Annotated in this window: 21 protein-coding genes; 10 read left to right on the forward strand and 11 right to left on the reverse strand. The window is 61.3% G+C overall.

From position 1 onward, the window contains the following. Positions 1-92: 92 nt before the first annotated feature. On the reverse strand, positions 93-350 hold the full coding sequence (locus tag A7A77_RS15020; protein ID WP_022684450.1) for a hypothetical protein: 258 nt from the start codon (positions 348-350) through the stop codon (positions 93-95). A gap of 258 nt (positions 351-608) precedes the next feature. Between A7A77_RS15020 and A7A77_RS15025 the strand changes: the two genes are divergently transcribed. The 9 genes from A7A77_RS15025 (at position 609) to A7A77_RS15065 (ending at position 7153) form a co-directional block, all read left to right on the forward strand. Beyond that, positions 609-974, forward strand: coding sequence for a DUF3768 domain-containing protein (locus A7A77_RS15025; protein ID WP_066560130.1), 366 nt, complete (start codon positions 609-611; stop codon positions 972-974). Positions 975-1080: 106 nt separating this feature from the next. Beyond that, complete coding sequence (locus tag A7A77_RS15030; protein WP_022684105.1) at positions 1081-1914, forward strand: N-6 DNA methylase; 834 nt, start codon at positions 1081-1083, stop codon at positions 1912-1914. A gap of 118 nt (positions 1915-2032) precedes the next feature. Then, a complete protein-coding gene (locus tag A7A77_RS15035; protein ID WP_022684104.1) occupies positions 2033-2503 on the forward strand; it encodes a hypothetical protein in 471 nt (156 codons plus the stop codon). A 38-nt stretch (positions 2504-2541) separates the two neighbouring features. Next, positions 2542-2739: a hypothetical protein gene (locus A7A77_RS15040; protein ID WP_022684103.1), complete on the forward strand. Its 198-nt coding sequence runs from the start codon at positions 2542-2544 to the stop codon at positions 2737-2739. Between the two features lie 47 nt (positions 2740-2786). Beyond that, a complete protein-coding gene (locus A7A77_RS18545; protein ID WP_338010741.1) occupies positions 2787-2936 on the forward strand; it encodes a hypothetical protein in 150 nt (49 codons plus the stop codon). A gap of 240 nt (positions 2937-3176) precedes the next feature. Continuing rightward, positions 3177-3875, forward strand: coding sequence for a hypothetical protein (locus A7A77_RS15050; RefSeq protein WP_022684100.1), 699 nt, complete (start codon positions 3177-3179; stop codon positions 3873-3875). Between the two features lie 179 nt (positions 3876-4054). Beyond that, a complete protein-coding gene (locus A7A77_RS15055) occupies positions 4055-4537 on the forward strand; it encodes a hypothetical protein (RefSeq protein WP_022684099.1) in 483 nt (160 codons plus the stop codon). After that, positions 4534-6423 (forward strand): PcfJ domain-containing protein, encoded by a 1890-nt coding sequence (locus A7A77_RS17980; protein WP_066560132.1) that lies wholly within the window; start codon positions 4534-4536, stop codon positions 6421-6423. The genes A7A77_RS15055 and A7A77_RS17980 overlap by 4 nt, the downstream gene beginning before the upstream one ends. After that, positions 6389-7153, forward strand: coding sequence for an IS6-like element IS6100 family transposase (locus tag A7A77_RS15065; RefSeq protein WP_001389365.1), 765 nt, complete (start codon positions 6389-6391; stop codon positions 7151-7153). The genes A7A77_RS17980 and A7A77_RS15065 overlap by 35 nt, the downstream gene beginning before the upstream one ends. A 269-nt stretch (positions 7154-7422) precedes the next feature. On the opposite strand, the gene A7A77_RS18180 is transcribed toward A7A77_RS15065, so the two are convergent. Further along, positions 7423-7569 carry a hypothetical protein gene (locus A7A77_RS18180; RefSeq protein ID WP_172799925.1) on the reverse strand — a complete coding sequence of 49 codons (147 nt, stop codon included), beginning with the start codon at positions 7567-7569 and terminating at the stop codon, positions 7423-7425. A 135-nt stretch (positions 7570-7704) separates the two neighbouring features. Then, positions 7705-7941, reverse strand: a complete 237-nt coding sequence (locus A7A77_RS15070; protein ID WP_008831822.1) for a hypothetical protein — start codon at positions 7939-7941, stop codon at positions 7705-7707. 465 nt (positions 7942-8406) lie between these two features. Between A7A77_RS15070 and A7A77_RS15075 the strand changes: the two genes are divergently transcribed. Beyond that, on the forward strand, positions 8407-8697 hold the full coding sequence (locus A7A77_RS15075; RefSeq protein WP_008831821.1) for a hypothetical protein: 291 nt from the start codon (positions 8407-8409) through the stop codon (positions 8695-8697). A 41-nt stretch (positions 8698-8738) separates the two neighbouring features. Here the strand turns inward: A7A77_RS15075 and A7A77_RS15080 are convergent, their stop codons facing one another. The 8 genes from A7A77_RS15080 to A7A77_RS15115 form a co-directional block, all read right to left on the reverse strand. Next, positions 8739-9272, reverse strand: a complete 534-nt coding sequence (locus tag A7A77_RS15080) for a hypothetical protein (protein ID WP_037520606.1) — start codon at positions 9270-9272, stop codon at positions 8739-8741. Next, positions 9269-9478 (reverse strand): hypothetical protein, encoded by a 210-nt coding sequence (locus A7A77_RS15085; RefSeq protein ID WP_004213310.1) that lies wholly within the window; start codon positions 9476-9478, stop codon positions 9269-9271. Before A7A77_RS15085 ends, A7A77_RS15080 begins: the two co-directional genes overlap by 4 nt. Positions 9479-9490: 12 nt before the next feature. Further along, on the reverse strand, positions 9491-9757 hold the full coding sequence (locus tag A7A77_RS15090; protein ID WP_008831641.1) for a hypothetical protein: 267 nt from the start codon (positions 9755-9757) through the stop codon (positions 9491-9493). Next, on the reverse strand, positions 9754-10041 hold the full coding sequence (locus A7A77_RS15095; RefSeq protein ID WP_030541545.1) for a hypothetical protein: 288 nt from the start codon (positions 10039-10041) through the stop codon (positions 9754-9756). The genes A7A77_RS15090 and A7A77_RS15095 overlap by 4 nt, the downstream gene beginning before the upstream one ends. A gap of 11 nt (positions 10042-10052) precedes the next feature. Further along, on the reverse strand, positions 10053-10442 hold the full coding sequence (locus A7A77_RS15100) for a DUF3768 domain-containing protein (protein ID WP_008831643.1): 390 nt from the start codon (positions 10440-10442) through the stop codon (positions 10053-10055). A 328-nt stretch (positions 10443-10770) separates the two neighbouring features. Further along, positions 10771-12051 (reverse strand): Fic/DOC family protein, encoded by a 1281-nt coding sequence (locus tag A7A77_RS15105; RefSeq protein ID WP_066560134.1) that lies wholly within the window; start codon positions 12049-12051, stop codon positions 10771-10773. Between the two features lie 3 nt (positions 12052-12054). After that, positions 12055-12315 carry a hypothetical protein gene (locus A7A77_RS15110; protein ID WP_022684640.1) on the reverse strand — a complete coding sequence of 87 codons (261 nt, stop codon included), beginning with the start codon at positions 12313-12315 and terminating at the stop codon, positions 12055-12057. Positions 12316-12463: 148 nt separating this feature from the next. Next, the coding region (locus tag A7A77_RS15115) for an ArdC family protein (RefSeq protein WP_066560137.1) at positions 12464-13139 on the reverse strand (676 nt) is incomplete at its 5' end.

Consider the following 13139-nt stretch of genomic DNA (forward strand, 5'->3'; position numbering starts at 1 on the left):
GACCTGAGTTGGTAGATGCGTCGCCGAGATCATCCTTGTAAATCTTCCATGTGCCGGAAGATTTACAAGGATGACACCAGCCCCACGGGCTGTCACCATTCGAGCGTGAGCGCAAAGGCTGCGACAATTGCCAGAATTACCGGCGTTCCGGTCAGATAGAGCTTCTGCCAGCGCCACCATGTTCCCGGCACGAACAGCAGGACCGCGCGCACCGATCCAAGGCCGCGCCAAAACCGTTCGCGCCACAGCTGAACCGCGACCATTGTCCCCGAAAGAAAGAGCGTGAGCATGCAGACAAGCGTGGTCGCCGCATACAGCGCCGTCCAGTTCATGATCTCGGCTTGCGACATCTCGCCTTCACCTTTCGCATCTGGATCCCGAACCCCATGAGCCTACAGCACGCTGCCTGATTCTCCTAAATCACAGGGGTAGACAATCGGATCTCCACCAGATCACCGCCAGACCCCGGCCCACGCTCTCCGAGATCGCGGCCATATCGCGCACGCGCGAGCCTCATGGCCCAAAGCTGAGAGGGGTGGGGAAGGGGGGCGGCAAGGCGGATCGCGCAACGCAGTCCCGCCGTTTGCCCGCCCATCCCGGAGATAGATATGCACAAAAACCCGCAGGCCGGTTCCCGCACCGAGCGCATCGCCATCCTCAACGACCGCTGCCGGCAGGGCCTCGATCGCGGTTCGCGCACTGTTATCACCAGAAACTGCCTTGCCCGCCTGGCTGGTGAAGGTGGCCTCGTTGCCGAGCTGCTCGCGCAAGCGGCGATCATGGCGGCCGTGCGCGGTGCGAGCTTCGATCGCGACAGCCCTGAACGCGACATGGGTTCAATCACCGTCCGCGAGGTCAAAATCCTTTTCAAGATCGATTACTATGACGAGAATCTGGAATTCGGCTCCGAAGATCCAGCCGACGCGGCGAAAACCACCCGCGTCCTCACCATCATGCTGCCCGAGGATTACTGATTCTCGGCGGTCCGGAGCACCGTTCTCCGCAGAGTAGTGACCTCAGCGGTCGAACGACCGCAATCGCCACCATTGCCCCCAATCACTCACAGAAAGGAGCTTCCCGATGGGCTCCGCCGACCGCCACATCAAGGCGATCTGCAAGCTGTTCGACGCCTGCCAGTATCGTCACGATCGCTACACGCTGTTTTCGGATTTCATCGAAGCCGCAGCGATCAGCCTGTCCAACAGTGTCGATCTCACCCAGAGCCAAGCCCGCGAGACGCGCTACATGGAGATTATCGGGCGGTACGACCGCGACGTCATCGACACTTTCCCGCGCATCTTCGCAGAAGTCACCTTCGCGATGGAGGCCGAGACGTGCGACGTGCTGGGCCGCGTGTTCGGCGAGCTCGGTCTCGCCAATGCCGCCCGCGGCCAGTTCTTCACCCCCTACAGCATCTGCCGGATGATGGCGACCATGACCGCGGACTCGTGTCCTGAGGACAGAATCGCAAAGGAGGGATTTCTGACCCTTTGCGAGCCTGCCTGCGGGGCAGGCGCCATGGTGATCGCGACCTGCGAAACGCTGCGCGACGCCGGGATCAACTATCAGCGGCACCTCCATGTGACCGCGATCGATATCGATCCACGCGCGGTCCATATGGCCTACATCCAGTTCACGCTGCTCCATGTGCCGGCAATCGTCATCATCGGCGACTCACTCGCCGGCACAACACGCGAACTCTGGTACACGCCCGCCCATATTCTCGGCGGCTGGAATGCAAAGCTCGCCGCGCGCGCCAAGTGCCATGCCGCAGATGCTCCATCGGATGGTGAGGCACCGGCCTCACTCCAGAACCGACAACCATTCCTTCCACCGCCTGACGGTTCCGCCAGTCTGCATACCCCTATTCAGCTGTCGCTCTTCCCGAGCGCGGGCAAGCCGCCGCAGCGCTGAGACCACTCGCATCGGCCGCTGCCGTCCCACGCCGCTTGATCCGGTTCCCGGACCCGCAAATTCGAAGAGTGGAGGGAGAGAAGGCGGGGTGGACCCAAGCCAAACAAGGAGACACGCTATGTCCGCTCAGTCGATCTACACCCACGCCCCGCTCGGAGCGCTTGTTCGATACAGCAATGGCCAGCCGATGCCGCCCGAATGCCATCGCAAAAAGCTTGCCGCATGGAAGAGCAGCAACGGGTCGGGCCGTGTCGTTCGCAAGACACACGAAGCGGTACGCCCGACCTACACCCACCCGGCCGGTTTCACGCTCCACGAAGGCAATTTCGGGAGCGAAGGCGTTATCGTCCTGGTGGTTCACAAAAGCTTTTCCGTCACCAGCACGCTCACCTTCGAGATCGTCGAAGAACCTGCGCCGGGTTCGGTCCGTATTCTCACCAGCTTCCAGGGCGAAGACGAGCTGCGCCATCTCGCTCCGGACATGGCTACCGCCGAGGACTGGCTTTCCAGCCATCACTATACCGGCGCGCGGCTCGAAATCGTAGGCGAGCATGAAGCCAGCGCTGAGACCCTAGGCCAGGCAGCGTGAACAGGGCAGGGGGTCACAGACCTTCCGACGAAGCACGCATGTGGCTTCTCGTGCGGATTCACGACCTCCTCTCCGCCTATCTTCTCGACCACTGCCCGGAAGAGCAGAACTGGGAAGACTTCGACGTAGACATCGACGCCCTGCGCACCGATGTGGCGACCCTACGCGACCAGCATTTGACGCAGATCGCCAGCCAGAACGAAGCGCACCCCTCACACCCGGTCAATCGGGTGTGAGGGCACGCCGGCACGACCGTTCCCCTTTTTTGATGAGGAAACTGACCGTGACCATCACACACCATGTCCATGTCTATGCCATCGTTCGCATCAAGCTTGCCGTGACCGCGACCGATCATTTCGACGCGATGAAACACGCCGACAGCATCATGACGGAGTCCAGTTATCCCGTGCGCCTCGTCCCCGGCGGATCATAAGTTCTCGACGCCGAACCCGCCGATGAAATCAGCGGCTACCTGGTCGACGAGACCGGCGACCCGCAGTTCGAGAAATCCCGTTTCTACGGATGCGACCACAAACCTTGCGACCTCGCTCAACCCGGCGCGTCGCCGGCGCAAGGGGAGGGGGAGGGAGAAGGGCGGAGCGTCGGCTGATCGTGTGATGTCCACCGGTTTCGGCGCCCTTTCGCCCCAAGCCGTCTTCCGAAAGGACCGCCGATGACCCAGCCATTCTCCAGCACCGAACCCCGCTTATGGAGCCAGACCCACTGCGATGACCGCGGCAATTTCGCCTATAGCGGGGACCTCTATATCGCGGGCGAGCATCTTCCTGATCTCTGCCGCAGGATCGATCTCCATCTGACACGAACTATCGTGGGCGCACGGTTTTCCGTTACCGGCGAGCGCTTCTCCGGCGGGCGCAGCATCCGCGTTGAGCTTCTCGATGCGCCCGGGGATCTTTCCGACGAGGACGCGCGCCGCGCCTTCGAAACCCTCATCAGCGACCAGGCGGAACGTTTCAATGTCGCGAATGGCAATCTTCTGCAGGACTATATGATCTGCTCATTCTTCCTGCGCGTGAGCATCGGCACAACCTATTGGTCAGCGCTATCCGCCAGACGCGGCCATGCCAATCCTGTCGAGGCTCGCATCCCACTCGCGCGGTTCAAGCGCCAGCTCAGGCCGGGCCACAAACTGAAACTGATTGCCGCGCGTGCCGGCCACCGGGCCCTCGGGACTATCCGGACCGTCACAGCAGTCCGCTCGGGCGACCTCATTCTCGAAGACCGGTCCTATCTCTCCTTCCCCCGTGCATCCGCTTTCGCCTGCGACGGCAAGCTCATCCGCATCGCGAACGGACGTGACGAGGATCCCGATGATCACCTGCTCTACGAGTGGATTCAGGACGCCGCCTGACCGATCGCTTTCAATCCCGCGCGCCTGCGGCGCACAAAGCGAAGAGGGATGGTGCGATTTGATCATGCAGATCTTCGGCGCACCCCACAACTCCGCCCTCTGATCCGCACGATCACATCACCGACAACCGCAACCACAGCCCGCGCTTTCGCGGGCTTTTTTGCATTTGGGAGGACCATATGCCTCGCCGACTTCATCAGCTGGCAGATCCGAATGCCGACGACAATCAATTCAGCAAGCTCCTGGTATTGCTCCGCGCCCTTCAGATCACCGAAGTGTCTTTCTCGCTTAACGGCGGCGGCGACCAGGGCGAAACCGACCTCGATCACGTGCGCTACCACGACGGCACCGAGAATATGTCTATCCCGGAAGTTCCGGTCGGGATCGACGCGGTCGGACGCCCTGCCATGCTCTGCTATGCCCTCAGCGAATTCGCGGCCGATCTTCCTGAAGGCGATTGGTGCAACAATGAGGGCGGCTATGGCACCGTCACCATCCAGCCCTTCGCTGACTGCCCCTGCGACTGCGACATGACCTATCGCCAGGATGGGGACTGGGAAGACGACGACGAACTTGATGACGACCTGGAGGCATTCGTCCTCGACCCCGAGACCGCGCCTGCCGGCCCGCCCGCCATCATCATCGGGGAGGCACAGGCATGAGGCACAACAACCCATCCTTCGAACGCTGTCTCGCGCGCGCCGCAACCACCCTGCATCGCATCGTCCCTCAAACCACACGGCTGCGATCGGACCCACTCGACCTTGCGGCGACCCTGATCGCGCTATCCCGCTGCGAAATCCGCTTCACGCGGCGTGAAGGCGCGCTCGCACCCATGATTACAATCCATCCTGATCCAGCCCACTCTCCCAAAGCGATGATGCTTATCGACCAGTTCAGCACCGCCATCCTCCAGACAATCCATAGTCCCAATACCCACTTCTCCATCAGCCTCGAACAGACCGTCAACGACAGCGGATATCTCGATCTCGTCACCGATCTCGTTCTGTCCGGCGCCGACCACCGCCGGATCACGGACATGACGCAGACGATCGGAACCGCGATCCTGCAACTGCGCGAGCGCTTGGTCGAACTTATGCAGGCCCATCTGCGCGCCATCTTGTTTCGTGACCTTGGTTATCGCTCCGGCAACAAGATCCTTTCGCTCGGTCGCATCATCCACTGGGCGCTCGCAACCGATCTCGAAGGTGACCCGGGTCGCAAGACCGTGATACGCAACCGCGGCCAGGCGCTAAGCCTCTACGGCGCCGTCGCCACCATCCTGCTCAAGCCGGAGGTCACGGCCGCGATCGATGCCGCGCAGCCCCTCAAGCCGGTGCTAGCCGCCGCGGTCGGCATCAGCGAAGCGCAATTGCGCCGCCTGCGCCGTGCAACGCCCAAAGACGCTGCATACAACGCCCTCTATGACCATATGCCCGCCGTGCGCGCTCTGGTCCGCCACGACATCCCCCTCGAACAATGGCCGGACAGCAGTGAATGGGGCCGCCGTGTCTGGGAGCAAAGTAACTGCGATCCTCTTTTCCGGCCTGACTACCTCGATAGCTCGGTCGAAACCCGCGATACGCTCCAGGCGCTGCGCGAGGATCTCCTCTACCCACTCGCGGGCGCACGTCTCGAAGCATTGGGCCTATCTCGGCGAATCCACGCGCTCGACAATTTCGTGGCGACCCTGGGCGTTCCACTGAAACTCTGCGACACCGCTGCCCATCGCAAACTCCTGCAAAGCTTGCATCGTGGGATCATCGGACCCCGCAGGCCGCGCTCGTTCCAGAAGGCCATCGCGAAATGGCACCGCCGCGCAGCCAGCGCCGCCGCGCTGCGCCATGAGAACAATGCCGATCGGCCCGGTTGGCCGGCGCTCTGCCCGACCTGGCAGTCCCCCTGCGGGCCGCATAGCTTCATACCGCTCACCAGCGCGCAAGCCCTTGTCGATGAGGGCAATGCGCTCAACCACTGCGTTGGTGGATATTATTCCCAATGCCGGCGGGGCGACACCCAGATCCTGTCGCTGCGGTCCGGCTCCAACCATGTGGCGACCCTCGAACTGCTGATTACCGACTTGCCGGGCAATTCCCTCAATATCAACGTCGGCCAGTTCAAGGCCCGTGGAAATGTCAGGCCCAACCCCGAAGCCTTCGCAGTGCTACGCGACTTCCTCGCCGACCTGCGCGACGGGCTTCACCCGGTGGCGATCAAGGAACTTGCCGCGCATCGCGATGCCGTAGCCGATGCCGATGACTACTATTATCGGCGTAGCAGGCTCACCCTCGACCATGCCCGCCGCGCCTGGCCACTCTACCGCGTTCTGCTCCCGCGTGGCGCGCCGGAGACCTACGACGAATGGTGCGAGCATTCCGGACTCACCGCCGCGCTCGATGATATTCTCAGCGCGCTCGCTCGATCGCTCTGCACCTCCGATCAAAGAGAACTCGGCTCTGTTGCAAAAATCGTGAAGCTTGAGCATGCTTGGCGGAGATTGGACGGACGGAACGATGACGGATTTCAAGTGGCGCCATTTCCAGGGTGATGTGATCCTGTGGGCGGTGCGCTGGTATTGTCGCTATCCGATCAGCTATCGCGACCTTGAGGAAATGCTGGCGGAACGCGGCATTTCGGTCGACCATACGACGATCTATCGCTGGGTCCAGTGCTACGCCCCGGAGATGGAGAAGCGGCTGCGCTGGTTCTGGCGGCGTGGCTTTGATCCGAGCTGGCGCCTGGATGAAACCTACGTCAAGGTGCGGGGCAAGTGGACCTACCTGTACCGGGCAGTCGACAAGCGGGGCGACACGATCGATTTCTACCTGTCGCCGACCCGCAGCGCCAAGGCAGCGAAGCGGTTCCTGGGCAAGGCCCTGCGAGGCCTGAAGCACTGGGAAAAGCCTGCCACGCTCAATACCGACAAAGCGCCGAGCTATGGTGCAGCGATCACCGAATTGAAGCGCGAAGGAAAGCTGGACCGGGAGACGGCCCACCGGCAGGTGAAGTATCTCAATAACGTGATCGAGGCCGATCACGGAAAGCTCAAGATACTGATCAAGCCGGTGCGCGGTTTCAAATCGATCCCCACGGCCTATGCCACGATCAAGGGATTCGAAGTCATGCGAGCCCTGCGCAAAGGACAGGCTCGCCCCTGGTGCCTGCAGCCCGGCATCAGGGGCGAGGTGCGCCTTGTGGAGAGAGCTTTTGGCATTGGGCCCTCGGCGCTGACGGAGGCCATGGGCATGCTCAACCACCATTTCGCAGCAGCCGCCTGATCGGCGCAGAGCGACAGCCTACCTCTGACTGCCGCCAATCTTTGCAACAGAGCCCCGAAGCGGTCGAAATTGCCCTCTTCCTCATAGCGAGCGAGCGGGATGGTGCGGGCGGCGTTGATCCGAAGAATTGTTGCCAGCGGAATGTCGGTCATGTGCTGTTTTCCCTGCCTAGAATGGAGCCGAAGGCGATGACGGGTCATCGACTTCTGCCCAGCGGCGAGCAGGGCCGGGGAATGCCGCAAATCAGGGCCGATCAGGGGGGAGGGGGATCACCCGTCCTGCACGGAGCGTAGCGAAGGAAGGGCGGGGAAACCCGCCTGATCGCCAAGCGAGGCCGCATAGCGGCCGAGACGGTCCAGCCCTTGCGGCAGGGGGCAGGAACAGGCCCCGAAGTCGAACAGCGGGCACGGCGGCATTGCCGCCTCAATCTAGGGAAAAGCGCCCGCCAGGTCATAGCGTAGCGGCGACCTAGCGGGCGCTGCGGCATGTCGCCGGCGACATGCCCAACGGATAGCGCCGGAAGCATCCGAGTAATCGGATCCTCCGTCAGTTTAATTGCCCGAGCGGTTGCGCGACACGTCCGCATAAGGTTTGCGGCGGCACTGGCTGCACCGAAGCCGCGCGATGAGTTCGTATATGCGGGTATCGAAAGAAATGCGGCGTGAGCGGGCGAAGTCGCCCAGCGGGGCGACGACGCGGCGACCGCAAGCGCACTGGATGCGCAGATAGCAGCCTTGCCGATACCAGATAGGATCAATGGGCTTGGGGCGGTTGTAGTTCGCGGCCATTGGGCGCTTATGCGCCAAACGGAACAGGAGGGGAACGCGCCGCGCGCACGCCGGTTATTGGATTGGCAAGGGAAAAGGGCTATATAGGCAATGCTTCGTGTGCTGATTCATTTCACGCACCTACCTGAACCCGCCGTGCTGTCACACGGCGGGTTCAAACTTTTAGGGCGGGCGGCCCTGTCAGACCACCCGCCCCGCTGGATCAGCCCTTATCGGACTTCCCCAGCTTCACAATTGCAATCACGAGCGCGACGGCTGCGATCGTCAATTGAGCTGCTTCATATGCTGTCAAATCACATCACCTCCTTTGAGCGAGAGGATTTGCGAAAGGCCGCTGTCACAGTCCTTCGCCCTCGCTCGATGAAGGCTATACAACGGATTGACGACAATGCGCGCGAAACGCTCTTCACATTTTCGTGAAGCCATTGGATGATCGCCGGCGACCGTTGATGAAAAGGGGAAGCTATGGGCCTCGTATCGCAGGTTAGCGCCGATGACCGGGAAAGCGCATGGCGAATAGTCCGTCATCGCGAAATCATGGAACGACTGATTCCGCTTTGGGCCGTGCTCGGCGTTGCGCTGGTGTTGATGGGCGTGGACCTGGGCGGGCGTCTGCTGTGGACGCTGCCGATGATCGGATATGTCTTTGGGGTGATGGCGGTCGATCACGGCCCTGATTACCGCGCCGCGAATTATTGGGTGCCGGTCCTGGGAAGCCAAGCGGCGGCGCTGCTGCCTCTCATCACCAAATTCTAGATCTCTCTGGAGCGGTGGCAGCTGCCACCGCTCCACGCGCGTCAAGCTCTGCCCTCGAAGCGGGCGATCAGCTGCTCCGCTACGGAAGCAATTTCGGCGGGGTCGGCGGTTTGAGTGCAATCGCCGCCTACAACAGCGCCGAGCGTGCCGCCGTCCAGTTGGACAACGTGGACACGCCACACGTCGCGCCGGAGTTCGTATTGATCGGGAAGCGGCCTCTGCATGATTTCATGAAACACTAGGTCAACCCATTGGCGCGCGTCCGGATCGGAAGACGCATCGGCGTAGTCGGCGCGGCTCGCCATGACGCTGTATCGGTCGCCTAGCATGAATTGGCGTTCGCGCGCGCGCCGGTCCTGCTCGATCCGCGTTACGCGATCTTTTTCCGCCCGCTTCATCGCCTGTTTCATCCGAACATCGTCGGCGCTGCGCGTCAGCGCCGCCATGATGTTGGGGACGCGCGCGGGCATATAATGCCCCGCGCGCTCGGCCGCCTCGATCACAAATTGCAAATCGCTGATCTCGGTAGGCGAGAGGGTGACGCGAACGGCGCTCGCCGTGTTGCTGATTTTCATGGCTGCGGCTCCGGCTCTTCTTTCGCCTTGTAGGCGGCAAGGCCGATCCATGATCCGTTGTCGCCGCGAAACTGGCGCACAACATCGCCGCCGTCCCAATGGCCGGTGAAGATGCCGCGCCGGTTGATGCCGCCGACGGGGCGCGTGCGCGCCGCCAGAAGGCGGGCGCGGCGCGTGTCTCGATCTAGGTGGCGCATGGGTTGCATGGTCAATCCTTCCTATTCGCTGGCGGTGTCGAGGTTTGTGCCGATCTCGTCGGCGTCGAAGTCTTCAAGGGCTGAAATCGCGCTTTCCAGTTCGGAAACTGCGGCGTCCATCGCCTGCGCACGTTCGCTGTCCTCAAGGCTGGGTGGTAGATTCTCGCGGGCGGCCTGTTCGTCATCCTTGACGGTTTCAAGCATGTCGCGCGCCTCATCCAACAGGGCTTTGCCCTTGTCGATCAGCACGCGGGCGGCGGCGATCTGCTTGCGGCGTTCGCGGTTCATGCCTCTGCCCTCACGTCGCCGCTGTCGATCTGGAATCCTGCGCGGGCCAGCTCGTCACAAAGGGCGTGCTGCCTCTCTTCGCGGGTGCCGCTGGTGGCGATATAGCTGCATCGCCCCCAATGGAACGCGAAGCCTGCACGTTTCAGGCATCCGCGAAACCGCTGGTGGGTGCGGTCGCTCCAATCCAGTGTGCCCGCATAGTTGCGGAAAGCGGCGACGGCGCAGACGGAACCATAATTCTCATCACGCCAGCTAAGCTCGATAACCGGGGGCGATTTGGTCATGATGGCCTCCCTCAATATTCACTGGTTAGGAGAATGGTGAGCACGCGGGTTGTGGCATCGGGATTCCACGGTTCGGCGCTGCCAAATTCAAGATCGCGGTCGTAATAGTCGAACTTCCACATGACCGAGAGGGCTGGGCGCGTGCTGTCGTCAGTCCAGCGGGTATGCCATTGGCCGATCACATCACGATAAAGGAAACCGGCGTCATGCTCGCCGTGCGGGTCGTTGTCGGGTGTGAAATCCTCAAAGCCCTCGATCATCTTGAGAATGTCGGACTGCGTGTTCTCGTCCAGCGCCGCGATGCCTTGCGTAATCACGGTGCGACAAGTCACACCCATCGTTCGCCGCGCAATGTCGTTCAGCGCCGCGATGGTGGCGATCTGGTCAGTTGTCGCTTCCATTTTCCTCACTCCTTTAGGCGAAGCCGCTGCCTGCGGCCTGCGGCTCTGACCCGCTGGCGAAGCGCGGGATGGGGAGGGGGAAGCAAAATCGATGGGAGTGGTGCGGGCGGCGCGTCTAGGGAGGCCCCGGCGCGCGTGAGCGCGCCGGAACTGGCCGAACTTGTCGAGCAACCCGGTCCTGTCGATTATGCTTCGGGAACGAAAGGGCGGGTGCCCTTGGTGTTCCCCCCGGTGGCAACTGCCACCACTGACGGGGCGCGGCCCTGGGCCGCTCGATCCTATGTGGCAGCTGACAGACTACTAGGCGCGCGGCCCTGGCCGCTCATTTTCAGCGCTCGCGGTCCTTTGATTTCTCGGCCGCCTGTGTCGGTGATTTGCCTTCGCGCAATGTTGCGGCGACATGCGCCTTTGCGCTTTCGACGATCTGCGCCAGCTGTTCCTTCGATGCGCCGCGCTCGGTAGCTGTCGCGACGCGCTTATCAATGGCGAGCTGGAATTGCGCGAACCTGGCATCGGCCCGGTTCTGCTCAGGCGAGTTTTTCTCGAATTGCGCGGCAAGGCGTAGATCAACCTGACTGACGCCGGGAGGCATGACTTGCAGACGTAGCGCGCGATCGGCGGCCTGAATGTCGCGGTCGGTCATTTTCGAAAGGAAATCTGCGGCGCCCGCGCTGATGGCGCGGACTCTTTGCAGCGGGTCCATGCCCTCGGACCAATTGACCTCGATCTGATGATAGCGGCGTTGCTCAATCAGCTGAAGGTGGTGCATCGGCCCTTTGGGATCGCGGAAAAAGGCAAGCTCCTGCGCTGAACGTGCGGCCAGCTGGCGCATGTCAGCGGACGTTTCCGCGATCCGGTTAAGCTGCTCATGCTGCCGCGACGCAACGGTTTGCGCAGTAGGTAGGTAACGGCTAATTTGATCCTTGGCCTGCTCGATACTCATTGCGCGCCGTTCGCCAACTGGCATGAGAGATTCCATCGAGGGCGGAAACGCGATGCCCGCTGGCCCACGCGCTGGCTCGACGCGGTTCTGTTCGAGCGGCATTGCATCGCGGATGACTTTGGCGAGGGAGGCGTGATTTCCGGTATGGAAGCTATCGCGGCTCGCCTCCATCCAGTCCTTCGGCCCCATTGCCTGGATCGAGACGAATTTTTCGGCCGCAAGGGAATGTAGCTGCAAGTGCAGCCGCATGGTGCGACCATTGCCCTCACGGAACGGATGAACGGCATTTAATTCGGAAATATGTCGCCCCATGGTATCGGCAAAGCGATCACGATCCATCGACTTGAGGGTTTGGAGGTCGGGCAGCTGCTTAAATTCGTGCTCCATGCTGCGGGCAATGAAGTGCGCTCGGGCAAAAGTGCTGCCGGGTTTGCTTATGTCCACGGTCCGAAAGCGCCCCGCCCAATCATATACATCCTGAAACAGATGATTGTGCAGTTCGCGATACTCGCGCGCATTCGTCGCCGGCATGGCGCGCTGCACAATCAGCTCGCCATGCCGGACAACCGAGAAGAAAGCTTCTCGCTCCTTGAGAATATTATCGTCGCGGATTCCCAGCTTGTTCCGAAGAACGTCGCTGTTACGCCAGGTGTAAGGGTCGCTCACCAATCATGCAGCAAGTTTCTGGCGGGACAGAACATCACGGTTGTAGTCCTGCGCCAGACCAATCGCCACATCGACGGGAATTTGGGTTTCGACCAACAGCAAACAAAAAGAGTGGTCATCCGAAACCAATTCAAGTCCTTCAATCTTGCAATTTGCGATTGCTTCGCAATAAGCTGCCATCACGTCAGGAATGTCTTCCTGCCGACGCGGCTCATACCCCATCGCCTTGATGCGATTCCTGTAGGTGTCGATGATATTTTCCATTTTGCACCTAAAAACGACCTGCTCCCGCCCATAGTTAACATGTCGGGATTTGTATATAAACCACATTGAGTAGCCCCCCATATTTCACTTTCCTGAAATGAGACGCCGCGCAAGCGCGGCGTCTCGTGCATTTTGCGGGGCGGGGCATTCAATCCGCTTGGTCGGTCATCATCGCCAACAGGTAGTCGGCGGCGTTCTGCGCCTCGCGGGCTGCCTCAAAAATGGCGCGCTTGTCGTTGCGGAGCGCGGTCAACCAGTGCTCGATATACGCGGCATGGTCTTCGCGTTCCTCGACCTTGAAACCGACAATCGCGCCGATGAAGGATGCGCCCAGCTCGGCCACGAGTTCGTCCCTCGCATAGTCGGCGCGGCTCGTTGAAATCAGGGTTTTTCGGTTGAGGCGGCTTTCATGCCCTGCATGATGCACGGCCTCATGCGCAAGCGTGGCATAGTAGTCGTCGGCGGAATGGAACGCTTCAAAAGCGGGCATTTGGATATAGTCGTCGCGGGTGTGGTAATAGGCTTGCGATCCGCCGATGCGAACGGTTGCGTCGATGCGAGAGAACATCACTTCAAGCTCAACGTCGCGGGTTTCGGGATTGGTGATGATCGGGGCGGGCGCGGGATATTTGCCGTCCAGTCCTTCGACCTGATCGGCATTGAAAACCGTGTATCGTTTCAAGAACGGAATGGCGCGCTCGTTGTCCGTCTCGGAGTCTTTCACGACAAGCTTGTTGGCATAGACAATGGTGGTTCCCTTGCTGCCCTTCCTGACATTGCCGCCCAGCTCCAAGTCGGGTAGGCGGGACGCATCGCTGCGTCCC

The sequence above is a fragment of the Croceicoccus bisphenolivorans genome (assembly GCF_001634625.1).
GTDB classification, from domain to species: Bacteria; Pseudomonadota; Alphaproteobacteria; order Sphingomonadales; family Sphingomonadaceae; genus Croceicoccus; species Croceicoccus bisphenolivorans.